Annotated in this window: 18 protein-coding genes; 10 read left to right on the forward strand and 8 right to left on the reverse strand. The window is 71.5% G+C overall.

Translation table 11 applies throughout. The features are described 5' to 3' along the window. Nucleotides 1-19: 19 nt before the first annotated feature. From ACLIN4_RS31950 to ACLIN4_RS31965, 4 genes are all read left to right on the forward strand, one after another. Nucleotides 20-439, forward strand: a complete 420-nt coding sequence (locus ACLIN4_RS31950) for a CBS domain-containing protein (RefSeq protein ID WP_411576477.1) — start codon at nt 20-22, stop codon at nt 437-439. Between the two features lie 84 nt (nt 440-523). Next, entirely contained in the window at nt 524-703 is a 180-nt protein-coding gene (locus ACLIN4_RS31955) for a hypothetical protein (RefSeq protein ID WP_289909123.1), read from the forward strand. Nucleotides 704-880: 177 nt separating this feature from the next. Further along, nucleotides 881-1,855 (forward strand): dTDP-glucose 4,6-dehydratase, encoded by a 975-nt coding sequence (gene rfbB / locus ACLIN4_RS31960; protein WP_411576478.1) that lies wholly within the window; start codon nt 881-883, stop codon nt 1,853-1,855. A gap of 32 nt (nt 1,856-1,887) precedes the next feature. Then, nucleotides 1,888-2,388, forward strand: a complete 501-nt coding sequence (locus tag ACLIN4_RS31965) for a metallophosphoesterase family protein (protein WP_289909121.1) — start codon at nt 1,888-1,890, stop codon at nt 2,386-2,388. A 265-nt stretch (nt 2,389-2,653) separates the two neighbouring features. Here ACLIN4_RS31965 and ACLIN4_RS31970 read toward each other — a convergent pair whose 3' ends face one another. From ACLIN4_RS31970 to ACLIN4_RS31980, 3 genes are all read right to left on the reverse strand, one after another. Continuing rightward, complete coding sequence (locus ACLIN4_RS31970) at nt 2,654-3,907, reverse strand: YncE family protein (RefSeq protein WP_290011976.1); 1,254 nt, start codon at nt 3,905-3,907, stop codon at nt 2,654-2,656. A 371-nt stretch (nt 3,908-4,278) separates the two neighbouring features. Continuing rightward, nucleotides 4,279-4,644: a nuclear transport factor 2 family protein gene (locus ACLIN4_RS31975; RefSeq protein WP_100045488.1), complete on the reverse strand. Its 366-nt coding sequence runs from the start codon at nt 4,642-4,644 to the stop codon at nt 4,279-4,281. A gap of 104 nt (nt 4,645-4,748) precedes the next feature. Continuing rightward, nucleotides 4,749-6,503, reverse strand: coding sequence for an ABC transporter ATP-binding protein (locus ACLIN4_RS31980; protein ID WP_290011977.1), 1,755 nt, complete (start codon nt 6,501-6,503; stop codon nt 4,749-4,751). A gap of 130 nt (nt 6,504-6,633) precedes the next feature. On the opposite strand from ACLIN4_RS31980, the gene ACLIN4_RS31985 reads away from it, so the two are divergent. From ACLIN4_RS31985 to ACLIN4_RS31995, 3 genes are all read left to right on the forward strand, one after another. Further along, the gene (locus ACLIN4_RS31985) at nt 6,634-7,722 is read left to right on the forward strand and encodes an S-(hydroxymethyl)mycothiol dehydrogenase (RefSeq protein ID WP_100045485.1); all 1,089 of its coding nucleotides are present in this window, start codon (nt 6,634-6,636) and stop codon (nt 7,720-7,722) included. Next, nucleotides 7,722-8,351 carry an MBL fold metallo-hydrolase gene (locus tag ACLIN4_RS31990; protein WP_269958018.1) on the forward strand — a complete coding sequence of 210 codons (630 nt, stop codon included), beginning with the start codon at nt 7,722-7,724 and terminating at the stop codon, nt 8,349-8,351. The genes ACLIN4_RS31985 and ACLIN4_RS31990 overlap by 1 nt, the downstream gene beginning before the upstream one ends. 114 nt (nt 8,352-8,465) lie before the next feature. After that, nucleotides 8,466-9,392, forward strand: coding sequence for an SDR family oxidoreductase (locus ACLIN4_RS31995; RefSeq protein ID WP_100045482.1), 927 nt, complete (start codon nt 8,466-8,468; stop codon nt 9,390-9,392). Here ACLIN4_RS31995 and ACLIN4_RS32000 read toward each other — a convergent pair. After that, the gene (locus tag ACLIN4_RS32000) at nt 9,376-9,915 is read right to left on the reverse strand and encodes a hypothetical protein (protein ID WP_307651703.1); all 540 of its coding nucleotides are present in this window, start codon (nt 9,913-9,915) and stop codon (nt 9,376-9,378) included. The two genes, ACLIN4_RS31995 and ACLIN4_RS32000, sit on opposite strands and share 17 nt — an antisense overlap. 51 nt (nt 9,916-9,966) lie before the next feature. Between ACLIN4_RS32000 and ACLIN4_RS32005 the strand changes: the two genes are divergently transcribed. After that, nucleotides 9,967-10,767 (forward strand): SDR family NAD(P)-dependent oxidoreductase, encoded by an 801-nt coding sequence (locus tag ACLIN4_RS32005; RefSeq protein WP_107478327.1) that lies wholly within the window; start codon nt 9,967-9,969, stop codon nt 10,765-10,767. Between the two features lie 116 nt (nt 10,768-10,883). Here the strand turns inward: ACLIN4_RS32005 and ACLIN4_RS32010 are convergent, their stop codons facing one another. From ACLIN4_RS32010 to ACLIN4_RS32025, 4 genes are read right to left on the reverse strand one after another with little or no spacing between them, the layout of a single operon-like run. Then, a complete protein-coding gene (locus ACLIN4_RS32010; protein ID WP_307653527.1) occupies nt 10,884-12,086 on the reverse strand; it encodes a Gfo/Idh/MocA family protein in 1,203 nt (400 codons plus the stop codon). 14 nt (nt 12,087-12,100) lie between these two features. Next, nucleotides 12,101-13,435: an ABC transporter substrate-binding protein gene (locus ACLIN4_RS32015; protein ID WP_107478329.1), complete on the reverse strand. Its 1,335-nt coding sequence runs from the start codon at nt 13,433-13,435 to the stop codon at nt 12,101-12,103. 10 nt (nt 13,436-13,445) lie between these two features. After that, a complete protein-coding gene (locus ACLIN4_RS32020) occupies nt 13,446-14,381 on the reverse strand; it encodes a carbohydrate ABC transporter permease (protein WP_290011981.1) in 936 nt (311 codons plus the stop codon). A gap of 16 nt (nt 14,382-14,397) precedes the next feature. After that, entirely contained in the window at nt 14,398-15,294 is an 897-nt protein-coding gene (locus ACLIN4_RS32025; protein WP_411576479.1) for a carbohydrate ABC transporter permease, read from the reverse strand. A 167-nt stretch (nt 15,295-15,461) separates the two neighbouring features. Between ACLIN4_RS32025 and ACLIN4_RS32030 the strand changes: the two genes are divergently transcribed. Both ACLIN4_RS32030 and ACLIN4_RS32035 read left to right on the forward strand, forming a co-directional pair. Continuing rightward, nucleotides 15,462-16,622, forward strand: coding sequence for an ROK family protein (locus tag ACLIN4_RS32030; RefSeq protein ID WP_381944948.1), 1,161 nt, complete (start codon nt 15,462-15,464; stop codon nt 16,620-16,622). Nucleotides 16,623-16,772: 150 nt separating this feature from the next. Next, a complete protein-coding gene (locus ACLIN4_RS32035; protein WP_100045471.1) occupies nt 16,773-16,952 on the forward strand; it encodes a hypothetical protein in 180 nt (59 codons plus the stop codon). Nucleotides 16,953-17,006 lie beyond the last annotated feature (54 nt).

The following is a 17,006-nucleotide window of genomic DNA, read 5'->3' on the forward strand; positions in this document are numbered from 1 at the left end:
GAGAACGAGGGATCACGTCATGACCCAGTACGTCCGCGACATCATGACCGGCCACCCGGTGACCGTGGAGCCGCAGACCTCCGTCACCGCGGTGGCCCGCATCATGCGCGACCGGGACCTCGGCGCCGTCCTGGTCACGGACGGCGACGAACTGCGCGGTCTGGTCACCGACCGTGACCTGGTGATCCGGTCCGTCGCGGAGGGCGGCGACCCGGAGCGGACCACCGTGGTCGGCGCGTGCAGCGACGACCTGGTGACCGTACGGTCCGACGACGAGCTGGACCACGCCGTCGAGCTCATGCGCGACCACGCCGTGCGCCGGGTGCCGGTCGTCGACGACGGCCGCCCCGTCGGCATCGTCTCCCTCGGCGACCTGGCCATGGAGCGCGACCCGGAGTCGGCGCTGGGCGACATCAGCGTGGCCCGGCCCAACCCGTAGGCCCCGCGCGCCCGGAGTTTCACGACATCACGCGCGGGGACCCGGTGGGCGATGGTGCCGGAAACAGAAGGAAGATGATGCTCCGTGACCGCGGACACCAGTGAGAAACCCGTCGCCCGTCGCCTGGAGACGGGCTGGTCCAAGGCCCGCCGCCTGCGCGGCCGGGGCGTGTTGCGCACCTGGATACCGGCCGTCGAGGACGGCAGCGCCGCACGCGCACCGCAGACGGGTCAGGAGTCGAACATCGTCCGGGGCGAAGACTGAACCGAACGGTCCCCCCCCCGGGACGGCGGAGACGACCCAGCGCGCCGGCCGTGTGCCGGCGCGGTGCGCGTCCCGGGCCGGCCGCCGCCCGCGCGGGACACGCGGGTAACGTCGGTGTAGCCCTTTCCCGCCCGTACCGCCCGCCCCGTCCGACTCCAGCAAGGCACAGCACCGTCCATGAACCTCCTGGTCACCGGCGCAGCCGGATTCATAGGCTCCCGATACGTCCGGGCGCTGCTGGCGTCCGACACGCTCGAGCCATCGCGGATCACGGTCCTGGACAGCCTCACCTACGCCGGCACCCTCGACAACCTCGAACTCGGCCGCCCCGGGCTGGAGTTCGTGCACGGCGACATCCGCGACGCCGCGCTGGTGGACAAGTTGATGGCCGACGCCGACCAGGTGGTGCACTTCGCCGCCGAGTCCCACGTGGACCGTTCGATCGACGACGCCGCCGCCTTCGTGCTCACCAACGTCGTCGGTACCCAGACCCTGCTGGACGCGGCCCTGCGCCACGGCGTGGGGCCCTTCGTCCACGTCTCCACCGACGAGGTCTACGGCCCGGTCGAGTCCGGCTCCGCGACGGAGGACCACCCGCTGCGGCCCAGCTCCCCGTACGCCGCCTCCAAGGCCTCGGCCGACCTGCTCGCCCTCTCCTACCACCGCACCCACGGCCTGGACGTCCGGGTGACCCGCTGCTCCAACAACTACGGCCCGCACCAGTTCCCCGAGAAGCTGGTGCCGCTGTTCGTCACCCACCTCCTCGACGGCCGACGGGTCCCGCTGTACGGGGACGGGCGCAACGTCCGCGACTGGCTGCACGTGGACGACCACTGCCGGGGCGTCGACCTGGTCCGGACCCGGGGCCGGGCCGGGCAGGTCTACAACATCGGCGGCGGCACCGAGCTGACCAACCGCGAGCTCACCGGCCTGCTGCTGGACGCCTGCGGGGCCGGCCCGGACCGGGTCGTGCACGTCGCGGACCGCAAGGGCCACGACCTGCGCTACTCGGTCGACTGGAGCAAGGCCCGTGACGAACTCGGTTACCGCCCCCGCCACGACTTCACGGCCGGGCTGGCCGGCACCGTCGCCTGGTACCGGGACAACCGGGCCTGGTGGGAGCCGCTCAAGCGCCGAACCGCCGGGGAGTGAAGATCCGGGGGCCCGCCGTCTACGCTGGCCCCGTGCGACTGCTGCTCATGTCCGACACCCACCTGCCGAAGCGGGCGAAGGAACTGCCGGCGCCGCTGCTGGCGGAGATCCCCCGCGCCGACGTCGTCGTGCACGCGGGGGACTGGGTCGACACGGCCACCCTCGATCTGCTGGAGAGCCGCAGCCGCAGGCTCGTCGGCGTGTACGGCAACAACGACGGGCCCGGCCTGCGCGCCCGGCTCCCCGAGGTGGCGTACGCCGACCTCGGCGGCCTGCGCCTCGGCGTGGTCCACGAGACGGGCGCCGCCCAGGGGCGCGAGCGCCGCTGCGCCTCCCGCTTCCCGGACCTCGACGTCCTGGTCTTCGGGCACAGCCACATCCCCTGGGACACCACCGCCGACACCGGCCTGCGCCTGCTCAACCCCGGCTCGCCGACCGACCGCCGCCGCCAGCCGTACTGCACCTACATGACGGCCACGGTCGCGGAGGGCCGGCTGGGGGACGTCGAACTGCACCGGCTGCCGCGGCGGTAGGGCGCCCCTGAGCGGGCCGGTGGAAGGCGGACCGGGGAAACGGAAGGGGCGGCGCCCACGAGGGCACCGCCCGGTGCGGACCGGGCCGCTCCGTGTCGGGGGGAAGCGGCCCGGGCGCTTCTGGAGTGCGCTGTCACGGACCTCCTTCCGAAGGCGGTGATGCCGAGGACATGCATGCCTCGTCCGTTGTCGGCCGACTACCCGTCCCGGGCGTCCTCACACAGGCGTGTTCCGAACATTTCCGGCCCTCGGCCGCGCGCCCGCGTCAGCCGGTGGAGGGCCCCGTCCAGTCCGCCGCCACATGGCCGATCCGGACCCGCTGAGGGTGGTCGCCCACCGGGACGGACACCGACTTCTCGCCGGTGGCGAAGTCGATGGCGGTCACCTGGTCGGCGCCGCTCTCGGAGACCACGCAGTGGGTGCCGTCACCGCTGACCGTGGCCCAGTACGGCTTGGCGGCGGCGACGAGCGGGCCCTCCCGCAGGGACGCGCGGTCGACGACCGTCGCGTAGTCGTCCATGGTGCCCGCCACGCACAGCTTGGTGCCGTCCGGGCTCATGGAGATGCCGTGGTGCCGCGAGTCGTTGACCCAGGTGGTGCGGTCCTCGCTGGTGGCCGGGTTCTTCGGCAGGGTCTTCGTGCGGGTGATCCGGTCGGTGGCGATGTCGTACTCGAAGAAGCCGTTGAAGAACGAGACCTGGAAGTACAGCTTGGACTCGTCGGGCGAGAACGCGGCGGGCCGCACGGCGTCGGAGCGGTCGCCGAGACCGATCGCGTCCAGGCGCTCGCGCATGTCGATCACCTTGACCTGCTCGTACGTCGCCGCGTCCACGACGGTGATGCGCCGGTCGCCCTTCGTCCAGTCCAGCCAGGGGGCGTCCAGCGCGGTGTTCACCTCGCCGATGGACATGTTCCAGATGTACTTGCCGTCGCGGGTGAAGATGTTCTCGTGCGGCTTGTCGCCGGTGCCGAAGGACCCGAGCTCCTCGCCCGTCTCGATGTCCAGCACGTGCACGGTGTTGGACGTGGAGGCCGACACCGCGACCCGGGTGCCGTCGGGGGAGACCGCCATGTGGTCGGAGCGGTAACCCGACACGGGGAAGCGCCAGTCGATCTCACCGGTGGCGAGATCGACGGAGACGACGTCCGCGAAGCTCGGCCGGGAGACCACCACCGACGCGCCGTCGGGCGTCGAGTACATGTCGTCGACGAGCTGGTCGTGTCCCTCGCCGACGCTGTTGCGGATGGCCTGGAAGTAGATCCACTTGATCGGGTCGGCATTGATCTCCGCCATCCGCTCCGCCTTGTCCGGGACGACGTCGATCCGGCCGATTCTCGCGAAGTCGCCGGTGGAGCGGATGACGTCCGCGGTGCCCTCCCAGTTGTTGCCGACGAACATCACCTCGCGCAGGCCGGCGGGGGTGTCCGGGGAGGCCGCGGCGGTGGTCGCCGGGGCGGCGAGGGTGAGTGCGAGGGCGGCGGCGACGGCGTGAAGGTGCCTGGTTCCGAAGGCGGGCATGCTGCTCTCCTCGGGCAGTGGGCGTGGTGGGGGCGATGGCGCGCGAAATCTGAACACAGCTGCTTCCAGAGGGAACTTACTGCAAAGTAGGGAAGGAGGGCCCTTCTCCACAAGAGCGCGTACATGACAATGCTTGACTGCTTCCTCGGCGCCGTGCCCCAGCTCTTCGACGACGTCGCCCGGTACCTTGCCGCGGCCGTGGCCGGACCCCTCGGCGAGGCCGAGGGGTCCGGCCACCCGCCACCAGCCCCGGGGCACGCATCACCCGGGCGCTGTGGGCCGCCCCGGCGGGTATCGGTCAGCAGCCGGTACCGCAGCGCGCGCTGCTCGCCCCCGTACTCGCCGCGCGGCCCGTGACCGGCACGCCCCGGCTATTCGTCCCAGGCCTGGATGGTGGTCTGCTCGACGATCTTGCCGTCCCGCAGCGACAGCATCGACTCGGCGAGCACCCGCACGCCGTCCGGATACGTGCACTCCTCGGTGAACGCTGCGTTGTCGCCCTGCACGACGCAGCGTTCCAGCCGGTGTGTCATGTCGCGGCTGTACACGTCGTCGAGCATCTCGGCGATCTCCTGCCGGCCGTGCAGGACCTTGGGACGGCTGGGCTGGTCGTACCGGTCGACGACGCGCACCTCCGCGTCCTGTGCGTAGAGCGACACAAGGGGTGCCGCCGTCTCTCCCTCGATGCCCCGGCGCAGTGCTTCGATGTCGAAGCCGGGGCCTGCCGTGGTGCCCATGACGACCTCCTTCGAAGGCCGCGGCCAAGGGGACGGGCGACCGTGGCCCTCACTTCGAGCTTCCTGCGTCCGGCCGCGCGAGGCAATCGTGGCCGGGCCGCCGCTCAGCCGCGGCCGGCCAGGAACTGGGTCGCCGCCAGCTCCGCGTACAGCGGATCCGTGGTCACCAGCTCCCGGTGCGTACCCACCGCGCGGACACGACCCGCGTCCATCACCACGATCCGCTCGGCCGTCGTCACCGTGGACAGCCGGTGTGCGACGACCAGCACCGTGGTCGTGCGGGCCACGTCGGCCACCGTGTCGCGCAGCGCCGCCTCGTTGACCGCGTCCAGCTGAGAGGTGGCCTCGTCGAGCAGCAGCAGCCGAGGACGGCGCAGCAGGGCCCGGGCGATGGCCACCCGCTGCCGCTCACCGCCCGACAGCTTGGTGCCGCGGTGCCCGACCAGAGTGTCGAGCCCGTTCGGCAGCCGGGCGACCAGACCGTCGAGGCGGGTGGTCTTCACCACCGTCGCGAGGGCGGCGTCGTCCGCCTCCGGATTGCCCAGCAGCAGGTTGTCCCGCAGCGACCCGGACAGCACCGGTGCGTCCTGCTCCACGTAGCCGATCGCGGCCCGCAGCGTGGCCAGGTCCCAGTCCGCGAGGCTCCGGCCGTCCAGCGTGATCTCCCCGGAGACGGGGTCGTAGAACCGCTCGACGAGGGAGAAGACGGTGGTCTTGCCCGCGCCGGACGGGCCGACGAACGCGGTCATCCCCCTCGCCGGCACCTCGAAGGTCACCCCGTGGTGGATGTACGGCAGGTCGTCGGCGTAGCGGAAGCGGACGTCCCGGAAGGCGACCGACGCCGGCTCCGCGGACGGCGACGGCAGGGGCGCGGGCCGGGCCGGCGGCTCGGCGGGCAGGCGCAGCGCGTCCTGGATGCGGGCGAGCGCCGCCTTGCCCGTCTGGTACTGCGTGATCGCGCCGACGACCTGCTGTATCGGCGACATCAGATAGAACACGAACAGCAGGAAGGCGACCAGCGTGCCGACGTCGATCGCCCCCGTCGCCACCCGCGCGCCGCCCACCGCGAGCACCGTGATGAACGCGATCTGCATCGCCAGCCCGGCCGTGTTGCCCGCCGCCGCCGACCACTTGGCGGCACGCACGCTCTGCCGCCACGACTCCTCGGCGGCCTCGTGCAGCGCCCGCTCCTCCCGGGGCTCGGCGCCGGACGCCTTCACCGTGCGCAGCGCGCCGAGTATCCGCTCCAGCGCGGCGCCCATCACGCCCACCGCGTCCTGCGCCTGCCGGCTCGCCCGGTTGATGCGGGGCACGATCAGACCCAGCACCGTCCCCGCCCCCGCGACCACCGCCAGGGTGACGCCGAGGAGCACCGGATCGACCAGGCCCATCATCACCAGGGTCGCCACCAGGGTGAGCCCGCCGGTGCCGAGGCCGACGAGGGAGTCGGTGGTGACCTCCCGCAGCAGGGTCGTGTCGGAGGTGATCCGGGCCATCAGGTCGCCGGGCTCGGTGCGGTCCACGGCCGTGATCCGCAGCCGCAGCAGGTAGGAGGACAGGGAGCGCCGCGCGCCGAGCACCACGGACTCGGCGGTGCGCCGCAGCACGTACGAACCCAGCGCGCCCAGCACCGCGTTGGCGACCACCAGCCCCGACATGGCCAGCAGCGCGCCGGTGATGGCACGGTCGTGCGACAGGTCGTCGATCAGCTCCCGCGCCACCAGCGGCAGCAGCAGCCCCGTGGCTCCCGTGACGAGGGAGAGCAGGGCGCCCGCGAACAGTGTTCTGCGGTGCGGTCGTACGTACGTCAGGAGCAGGCGCCAGGCGGGCTGACCGGTCTCCGTGTCGGCGGTGCTCACGGCACTCCTTCGGCAGGTGGGCGGACGACTCAGGCTACGTGGGCCCGGCGCGCCGTCGTGGTGCCTCTTACCGATCAGTTGCGCGTAGGGTCGGGGGGAACGCTGAACGGCCGAAGAAGGAGTCCAGACCATGGCGCAGGAAGTACGCGGCGTGATCGCACCGGGCAAGGACGAACCGGTACGGATCGAGACGATCGTCGTGCCCGATCCCGGACCGGGGGAGGCCGTGGTCAGTATCCAGGCCTGCGGGGTGTGCCACACCGACCTGCACTACAAGCAGGGCGGCATCAGCGACGACTACCCCTTCCTGCTCGGCCACGAGGCGGCGGGCGTGGTCGAGTCGGTCGGCGCCGGCGTCACCGACGTGGCCCCCGGTGACTTCGTGATCCTCAACTGGCGCGCGGTGTGCGGCAAGTGCCGGGCCTGTCTGCGCGGACGGCCCTGGTACTGCTTCGACACCCACAACGCCGAGCAGAAGATGACCCTCGCCTCGACCGGTCAGGAACTCTCCCCGGCCCTCGGCATCGGCGCCTTCGCCGAGAAGACGCTGGTCGCCGCCGGACAGTGCACCAAGGTCGACCCCGGGGTCTCCGCTCAGGTGGCCGGTCTGCTGGGCTGCGGCGTGATGGCCGGCATCGGCGCCGCCATCAACACCGGCAACGTCGGCCGGGGTGACACGGTCGCCGTCATCGGCTGCGGCGGCGTCGGCGACGCGGCCGTCGCCGGCTCCCACCTCGCCGGAGCCGCGAAGGTCATCGCCGTCGACATCGACGACCGCAAGCTGGAGACCGCCCGCTCCATGGGCGCCACCCACACCGTCAACTCCCGCGAGACCGACCCGGTCGAGGCGATCCGCGAACTGACCGGCGGCTTCGGCGCCGACGTCGTCATCGAGGCCGTCGGCCGCCCGGAGACCTACCGGCAGGCCTTCTACGCCCGCGACCTGGCCGGCACCGTCGTCCTCGTCGGCGTACCGACTCCCGAGATGAAGCTGGAGCTCCCGCTGCTCGACGTCTTCGGCCGCGGCGGCTCCCTGAAGTCCTCCTGGTACGGCGACTGCCTGCCCTCCCGCGACTTCCCGATGCTGATCGACCTCCACCTCCAGGGCCGTCTGGACCTGGACAAGTTCGTCACGGAGACCATCCGGCTCGACGAGGTCGAGAAGGCCTTCGAGCGGATGCACGCCGGTGACGTGCTGCGTTCGGTGGTGGTGCTGTGATGACCGCCCGCATCGAACGCCTGGTCACCTCCGGCCGGTTCAGCCTCGACGGCGGCACCTGGGACGTCGACAACAACGTCTGGCTCGTCGGCGACGACCACGAGGTGGTCGTCATCGACGCCGCCCACGACGCCGACGCCATCGCGAAGGCCGTCGGCGACCGCAGGCTGACCGCCATCGTGTGCACCCACGCCCACAACGACCACGTGAACGCCGCGCCCGCCCTCGCCGAGCGCACCGGCGCCACCATCTGGCTGCACCGCGACGACATGCCCCTGTGGCAGCAGACCCACCCCGACCGCGACCCCGACGCCTGGCTGACCGACGGCCAGGTCATCGAGGCAGCCGGCGCCGACCTGACCGTCCTGCACACCCCCGGGCACGCGCCCGGCGCGGTCTGCCTCTACGACCCGGGCCTCGGCACCGTCTTCACCGGCGACACCCTCTTCCAGGGCGGCCCCGGCGCCACCGGACGCTCCTACTCCCACTTCCCGACCATCATCGACTCGATCCGCGACCGGCTGCTGGTGCTCCCGCCCGAGACGGAGGTCCGCACCGGCCACGGCGACCCGACCACCATCGGGGCCGAGGCCCCGCACCTGGAGGAGTGGATCAAGCGCGGACACTGAGCCGGAGCACGGTGACACCCGCGAGGGACACGCGTAAAAGGTGACAGAAGATGTCCGGCTTCCCGGGCACTCTCGATCACGACATCACTCGTGGAGAGGAATCGGGAGCCGGACATGACAGAGTCACCGAAGAAGCCGTTGGCGGGCAGGGTCGCGCTGGTCGCCGGAGCGACCCGCGGCGCCGGACGCGGCATCGCCGTCGAACTGGGCGCGGCCGGCGCCACCGTCTACGTCACCGGCCGCAGCACCCGCGCCCGGCGCTCGGAGTACGACCGCCCCGAGACCGTCGAGGACACCGCCGACCTCGTCACCGAGGCGGGCGGCCACGGCATCGCCGTACCCACCGACCACCTCGACCCCGCCCAGGTCGCCGCGCTCGTCGACCGCATGGCCCGCGAACAGGGCCGCCTCGACGTCCTGGTCAACGACATCTGGGGCGGCGAGATGCTCTTCGACTGGGACAGCCCCGTCTGGGAGCACGACCTCGACAAGGGACTCAGACTGCTGCGGCTCGCCGTGGAGACCCACGCCGTCACCAGCCACCACGCCCTGCCGCTCCTGCTGCGCCGCCCCGGCGGACTGGTCGTCGAGGTCACCGACGGCACCGACGACTACAACCGCGACCACTATCGGGTCTCCTTCTTCTACGACCTCGCCAAGTCGTCGGTCCTGCGCATGGCCTTCGCCCTCGGCCACGAACTCGGCCCGCGCGGCGCCACCGCCGTCGCGCTGACCCCGGGCTGGCTGCGCTCGGAGATCATGCTCGACCACTTCGGCGTACGCGAGGAGAACTGGCGCGACGCCCTGGACCGCGTCCCGCACTTCGCCATCTCCGAGACTCCCCGCTACGTCGGCCGCGCCGTCACCGCCCTCGCCGCCGACCCGGACGTGGCGCGCTTCAACGGCCGGTCCCTCTCCAGCGGCGGCCTCGCGCAGGAGTACGGCTTCACGGACCTCGACGGCAGCCGTCCGGACGCCTGGCGCTATCTCGTCGAGGTCCAGGACGCGGGCAAGCCGGCCGACGTCACCGGTTACCGCTGACGGGCGGCAGCGGCCACCGGGCCGCGTGACCCGGAGGCAGGGCCAGGTCCTCCCGCACGGCCGTGTAGTAGCCCTCGCGGCCGGCGCGCTGCCGCTCCAGCAGGACCTGCCAGGCTTCCGGGTCCCGCGTCTCCTCGCGCAGGAAGCGCTCCATGTCCAGTACCGCCACGACCCAGGCCCGCGCCTTCTCCACGACCTCCTTGCTGCCCAGCAGGAGCAGTGCCTCCCCGGCCGGGTCCCGGGCGAGGGCGGCCTCGGCCTGGGCCGCGGCGGCCTCCTGCGGGGCGAGCGGGTGAGGGTGCGGGTCGTTGCCGAGGTGGGCGGCGATCCGGTACGTCAGCGTGACGGAGGTCTTCAGGGTCCGCGCGTAGTCCGCGTACACCGCGAGCCGCCGCTCCTCCCAGCGCGCCGCCGTCTCCCGGCGGAACCGGGCCCGGTCACTGCGGACCACGGCGAGGTACGAACCGAGAGCGCCGATGACGACGCCCATGAGCGCGGGGAGTTGCTGCAAGAACACGGACATGGACGCACGCTATCTGCCGTTGTGATCGTTTCGGCAGTACGGTCGGTGCCCATGACGCACACAGGGCGATTCGCGGACCACGGAGCACTGGTCACGGGCGCGGCCCGCGGCATCGGCGCGGCCACCGCCCGCCGGCTGGCCGAGGAGGGAGCGCGGGTACTGCTGACCGACGTGGATCTCGCTGCCGCGCGGCGCACGGCGGGGGAGCTGACGGAACAGGGCCTCGAAGCCGAGGCGTTCCCCTGCGACGTCACCGACCGGGCGTCCGTCGAGGCGGCCGTCGCCCACGCCGTGGACACCTTCGGCACCCTCGACGTGCTGGTCAACAACGCGTACGCCTGCACGCCCGACGCCCCGCTCTTCGAGGACGAACCCGACGAGGCCTGGGCCCGCGACCTCGACGTCACCCTCACCGGCGCCTACCGCTGCTGCCGGGCCGCCCTGCCCCACCTGGCCGCCTCCGGACGCGGCGCGATCGTGAGCGTCGGCTCGGTCAACGGCCTCCAGGACTTCGGCAACCACGCCTACAGCGCCGCCAAGGCCGGCCTCGCCTCCCTCACCCGCACCCTCGCCGGGCACGCCGCGCCGCGCGGCGTCCGGGTCAATCTGGTGACGCCGGGCACCGTGCGCACCACGGCCTGGGAGGGGCGGGACGAGGACCTGGCGGCGGTCCAGGGGCTGTACCCGCTGGGGCGGGTCGGCGAACCCGAGGACATCGCGGCGGCCGTCGCCTTCCTCGCCTCCCGGGACGCCGCCTGGATCACCGGGACGACACTGGTCGTCGACGGCGGCCTGACCGCCGTCAACACCGGCTTCCGGCAGGCTGTGCGGGAGCGGGACGAAGCGGGCTGACGGGCCGCCGCCCAGCGTCCGCGACCGTGAACGGGCTGACGGGGCGCCGCCCGGTCCGCGACCGCGAGCCGCGCCCCCGGCACACGACGCGCGGGAGCCCGGCCCACGGGACGGCGTCACATCTCGGGCGCGTCCCCGAAGTCCGGGATCTCCAGCCTGACCCCGCCCTGCCGGGCGGACTCGTGCGCGACGATGCCCGGCAGGGTGTAGCGGGCCGCCACCCACGCGTTGACGGGCGGCAGGGTCCGGGAGTTGACCGCGACGACGAAGTCGTCCGCCAGGAAGTGGTGGCTGCCCTCGTGCCCGTTGCTCATCCGGTCGAACACCCTTGGCAGCCGCGCCCGGTCGTGCACCGGCGCCGACCCCGAGGTGAAGGCGGCCCGCAGCTCCGGCGCGACGTGCTGGAGGGACGGGTCGTCGGGGGGCGTCGTGGGCTTGGGCTCCAACAGCTCGCTGATGTCCTCCACCCCGTTCTTGTCCTGCCACAGCGCCACCGTCGCGAGCTGTTCCATGCTCGCCTCGGTGCCGAAGAAGCGGAAACGGGACTCCCGGATGTGCGAGGGGTAGCCGACCCGCCGGAACTCGTTCGTACGGAACGAGCCGCCGCCGGCCACTTCGAACAACGCCGTCGCATTGGAGACGTCGTTGTCGAACCGGCTGACCGACCGGTCGAAGACCCCGTCCCCGCGGTCGTCCACCACCCCGATCGCCGAGACGCTGACCGCGTGCGTCCGCCAGGCGCCCAGCACCCCGCCCACCGAGTGCGTCGGGTAGAGCAGCGGCGGATAACTGGCGGTCTCCTTCCATCGCTCGCCCCCGCTGTACCGGTACGCCTCGTAGAAACCCAGGTCCATGTCGTGGACGTAGTCGCCCTCGGCGTAGAAGAGTCGCCCGAAGGCCCCCTCGGCGATCTTGTCGCGGGCGTGCACGGTCGCCGGGTTGTACTGGCTGGTCTCGCCCATCATGTACGTCAGACCGGTCGCCTTCACTGCGTCGATGATCTCCGCGATCTCCTGCGTGCTGATGGCCATGGGGACCGCCGAGTACACGTGCTTGCCCGCGCTCAGCCCCTGGAGCACCAGCGGGCCGTGGGTCCATCGCTGGGTGAAGATCGCGACGGCGTCGACGTCCCTGGACTCCAGCATCGCCTCGTAGGTGGGGAAGGTGCCGGCGAGGCCCTCGGCGGCGACGAGCCGTTCGGCCCGCTCCGGCAGCAGGTCGGTGACGTACACGGCGCGCACGCCCGGGTGCGCGTGGAACAGCTTGGCGAACTGGCCGGAGAACTGGCCGGCACCGACGATGCCGATGGAGAACGTCATGGAAGCTGTGCCCTTCACTGGTCGAGGATCAGATTGATCTGGTCGTTGGTCTCGTCGAGGCTGCTCACCGGTTCTCCGCCGCCGTAGACGTCCTGCATGGCGGGGCGCATGAGCGCCTGCACGTCCGCCGCGTAGTTGGTGATCGGGTAGGAGAAGAGCCGGAAGCCCTGCTCGTCGTCGACCGGCCGGGTGAAGGCCGAGACGTCGATGCCCCTCTTCCCGTACGCCGCGACGGCCGCCTCGGTGCCCTCGGGCGTGGCCGGGAAGACGATGCCGAGGCCGCCCACGGTGCGCTGGCACTCCTCGGAGGCCAGGTACTTCACCCACTTCAGGGCGCCGGGCTTGTTGCGGGCGTTCTTGGTGACGGAGTCCGCGAGGCCGTTCATCATCGTGGCCCGCTCGCCGGTCGGGCCGGCGGGAGTGACGGCGGTGCCGAAGTCCACGCCCTCGAAGCCGTCGTACGTCGAGAGCATCCACGCCCCGTCGAACGCGGTGGCCGCCGTGCCCGCGCCCACTTGGGCGTTGGCCTGGTTGGACACGGAGTAGTCGGTGAGGGGTGCCATGTAGCCCTTGTCCGCCAGTCCGAAATACCACTCGACGACCGACTGGAAGGTGTCGTCGTCGTACCGGTACTCGGTGCCCCACCGCTCCTTGTCCGTGTAGGTCCAGCCGGCGGAGGCGGCGAAGTGGCTCCAGGTGGTCTGGCCGTCGCCGTCGCCGCCGCCGTTGGTGGCCAGGCCGTAGACCTCGACGTTGTCCTTGTCGAAGCCCGGTTCGTCGCCCCGCCTGCCCTTGTCGTCGACGGTCAGGCGCGCGATCGCCTTCTCGAAGGTGCCGCCGTCCTCGGGGTTCCAGGACAGGGCATTCAACTCCTCGGCGCTCAGCCCGGCGTCCTTCACCATCTTCTCGTTGTAGAAGAGGGCGACGGTGTCCCAGTCCTTCGGGACGCCGTAGCGGTGGCCGTCCTCGCCCAGCCAGGTCGCGGCGAGACCGGGCTGGTAGGCGGAGTCCTCGATGCCCAGGTCGTCGAGCGGCTCCAGCACCTTCAGATCGGCGAACTGGCCGAACTTCTGGACGTGGTCGGTGAACACGTCGGGCTCGGTGCCCGCGATGAAGCTCGCGGTGAGTTTGGTCCAGTAGTCGTCCCAGCCCATCTGTGTGATCTTCACGTCGAGCCCGGGGTTCCGCTGCTCGAAGTCCTTCGCGCACGCCTGGTACGCGGGCAGTTGGTTGGTGTCCCAGAGCCAGTACGTCACCGTGTCCGAGGACGAACCGGTGCCCCTGGCGCAGCCGGTCACCAGGGACAGGGCCAGCGCCGCGGTCACGGCGGCGGTGGTACGAAATCGCATGTCCGTCCCCTCACTTGATGCCGGTGAAGCCGATCGTGCCCACGATGCGGCGCGCGAAGACCACGAAGAGCAGCAGCATCGGCAGCGCCGCGATGAGCGTGGCCGCCATCAGGCCGGACCAGTCGGTGCCGGTCGTCGGGGTCTGCGCGCGGAAGACGGCCAGTGCCACGGTCAGCACGCGCGAGCTGTCGCTGTAGGACACCATCAGCGGCCAGAAGTAGTCGTTCCAGGCCGTGATGTACGTCAGCACGGCCAGCGTCAGGACGGGTGTGGCGGCCATCGGCAGCAGCATCCGGAAGAAGATCCGCACCTTCCCGGCGCCGTCCAGGAGCGCCGCCTCCTCGACCTCCCGGGGGATGCCCATGAAGAACTGCCGCAGGAAGAACACCGCGAACGGGGTCATGAACATCGTCGGCAGGGCGATGCCCAGCAGGGAGTCCACCAGGCCGAGTTCCTTGATGAGCACGAAGTTCGGCAGCAGGGTGAAGACGGTCGGCACCATCAGCCCGGCCAGGAACAGGCCGAACACCGTGTCCCGGCCCCGCCAGCGCAGCCTGGCGAAGGCGTACGCCGCCATGGCGGAGAAGAGGATCTGGCAGACGGTGATCAGCGTCGAGACGAGCACCGAGTTCAGCAGGTACCGCCAGAACCTCAGTCCGCCGCCCGAGCCGCCCTGGGCGACCGCCTCCTCGGCCGACTGCAGGCCGAGCGCCCGCTCGAAGCCGCTGGTGGTCGGATCGACCGGCAGCGGGTCGGCCGGGTGGGCGGCCAGTCCGCTGTTGGTGGACAGCGCGGTGCGCAGGATCCAGTAGAAGGGCAGCAGGGTGACGAGCACGATCGCGGCCATCACCGCCCAGGCCACGATCCGCCCCGGGGAGAGTCCGCGCCGACCGCGCCGGTCACCGCGTGCCGTGACGGGCCCGGCCACGGCGGTCGTGTCGGTCATCTCGTTCTCCTCTCCGTCAGCCGAGGTCGGTCCGGCCGGCCCGGGTGAGCCGGTACTGGAGGAAGGTGATGGCGCTCAGCACGACGAGCAGGGCGACCGACATCGCCGAGGCGTACCCGAACTGGAAGCGGCCGAAGGCGGCGCCGTAGATGTAGAACTGGAGGATGTTGGTGGCGCCCGCCGGTCCGCCGGCGGTGGTCACGGCGACCGTGTCGAAGACCTGGAACGAACCGATCACCGTCATGATCAGGACGACCGCGAGGACCGGCCGCAGCAGCGGCAGCGTGATCCGGCGGAACATCCGCCACTCGCTCGCCCCGTCCACCCTCGCGGCCTCGTACATGTCGCCCGGGATGGCCTGGAGACCCGCGAACAGCAGGAGCGCGGTGTAGCCGACGTGCCGCCACACGTTGATCAGCGCGATGGTCGGCACGGCCCAGGTCTCGTCGGTGAGGAACGGGACGCGGTCGAGGCCGAGCGCGGCGATGATCTCGTTGCCGATGCCGAGCTGGGTGTCCAGGATCCACAGCCAGACGATGCCGGCCACCACGTTGGACATCAGGTACGGCGTGAGCACGATGCCGCGCAGCCAGGGGGACCGGGTCAGCCGTTGGAGCAGGACCGCGATGGCCAGGGCCGAGACGGTCTGCACGCCGATGTTGAGGACCACGTAGACGACCGTGACCCGCAGTGACTCCCAGAAGATGGGGTCGTTGACCATTCGCACGTAGTTGTCGAGCCCCACCCACTCCGCCGGGGTCAGCAGGTTGAAGCGGGTGAAGCTCAGGTAGACGCCGCGCAGCGTCGGCCACAGGAGGAAGACCGCGAAGCCGAGGAACGCCGGCGCGAGGAACACCGCAGCGAGACGTCCGTCACCCCGGTCCCCGGCACGGCTGCTGGAGGCGATGGACATCGGCAGACTCCCTCGCGTGCGACGGCTCGTCCTGTTTACTTTTGGGGCGGAACAATCATTGCGTCAAGAGGCGTGCTTTGATCCTTTGGCGCGGGCATGCGGACCTAGACTGGCCGTGTTGTTTTCGCAGTGGAAGAAATGATGGACGAAAAGGGCGGTCGATCGTCATGCGTGGACAGGCCGAAAGCTGGCTTCCGCTGAGCCCCGGCGAGCGCTCCGTCGCGATCGAGGTGCTGGTGCACGGTCCGCTGTCCCGGACGGAGATCGCCCGGCGGCTGGACCTCTCGCCGGGCAGCCTGACCCGGCTGACCAAGCCGCTCATCCGGGCGGGGCTGCTGGTCGAGGTCCCGGAGGCGGGCGCGACGGCGGTGCGGCAGGGGCGTCCGTCGCAGCCGCTCGACGTGGTCGCGGACTCCCGGTACTTCCTCGGCTTCAAGATCACCGGTGACACCGTGTACGGCGTCGCGACCACGCTGCGCAGCGAGATAGTCGCCCGCCTGGACCGAACGCTGACCACCCACGACCCCGGCGAGGTCGCCGACCTGCTGGCGGCGATGGCCCGGGAGCTGTCCCGCGGGCGCCCCCGGGTGGCCGGTGTCGGGATCGGCGTGGGCGGCCTCGTCGAGGACCGTTCGGTGGTCGGCGAGTCCCCCTTCCTCGGCTGGCGGGGCGTCCCACTGGCCGCGCTCGTGGAGGAGCGCACCGGGCTGCCGGTCGTCGTGGAGAACGACACCGCGGCCTTCGTGGAGGCCGAGACGTGGTTCGGCGCGGGGCGCGGTCTGGACCGGTTCGTCGTCCTCACCATCGGCGCGGGCGTCGGGTACGGGCTGGTGCTCGGCGGCAGGCGGGTGCCGTACTCCGGGGACGAGGACCGCGGCTTCGGTCGGCACTGGATCCTCGACCGCTACGGTCCGCTCACCCCGGACGGCCGGCGCGGCAGCGCCGTCTCGCTGCTGACCATCCCCAACATCCGTTACCAGGTCCGGGCAGCCCTCGGCCGTGACCTGGACTACGAGGAGATCCTGGCGTCCGCCGCGGCGGGGGAGCCGGTACCGGCCCGGGTCGTCGAGGAGGCCGGGCGGGCCCTGGGCACCCTGGTGGCGCAGATCGCCAATTTCGTGATGCCGCAGAAGATCCTGCTCGCCGGCGAGGGGGTCGGTCTGATGGACGTGGCCGGCGACGTGGTGGAGAACACCATCCGGGACAACCGGCACCCGCGGGCCGCACCGGTCGGCCTGGAGACCAGGGTGTCCGACTTCCACGACTGGGCGCGCGGCGCCGCCGTGCTGGCCATCCAGGTACTGGTGTTGGGGGCTGCGCACGTGTGAACGGGCGGGTCATGTGCGGCAGAACACACCCGCGGGGAACGAACTCGCCCGTGAGCCTTGACAGATGAGAAGATCGACGTGACCAGTAACACGGTCCGATATGTCCGATTGGCTGGCGATTACTCACATCGTCTTCACGCCCGGCGCCGTATGCTTCACAGCATGTCCACCACTGTTGAACCCTCCTCCGAGCGATCGGCTGCCGAGGTCAACGAGGAGATCCGGGCCCTGTGGCTCCGGTCGGGCGGGACACTGAGCGTCGAGCAGCGCGAGGAGTACCAGCGGCTCGTCTTGGAGTGGGCCGCCGCGGACCCGGAGCACGCCGCCTGACCGGTGCCCGGGCCCCCTCGGCGCCTCGCGGTACCGGCCCCGGGCACCCCGTGC

It is taken from the genome of Streptomyces mutabilis (genome assembly GCF_046628145.1).
Taxonomy (GTDB): Bacteria; Actinomycetota; Actinomycetes; order Streptomycetales; family Streptomycetaceae; genus Streptomyces; species Streptomyces mutabilis.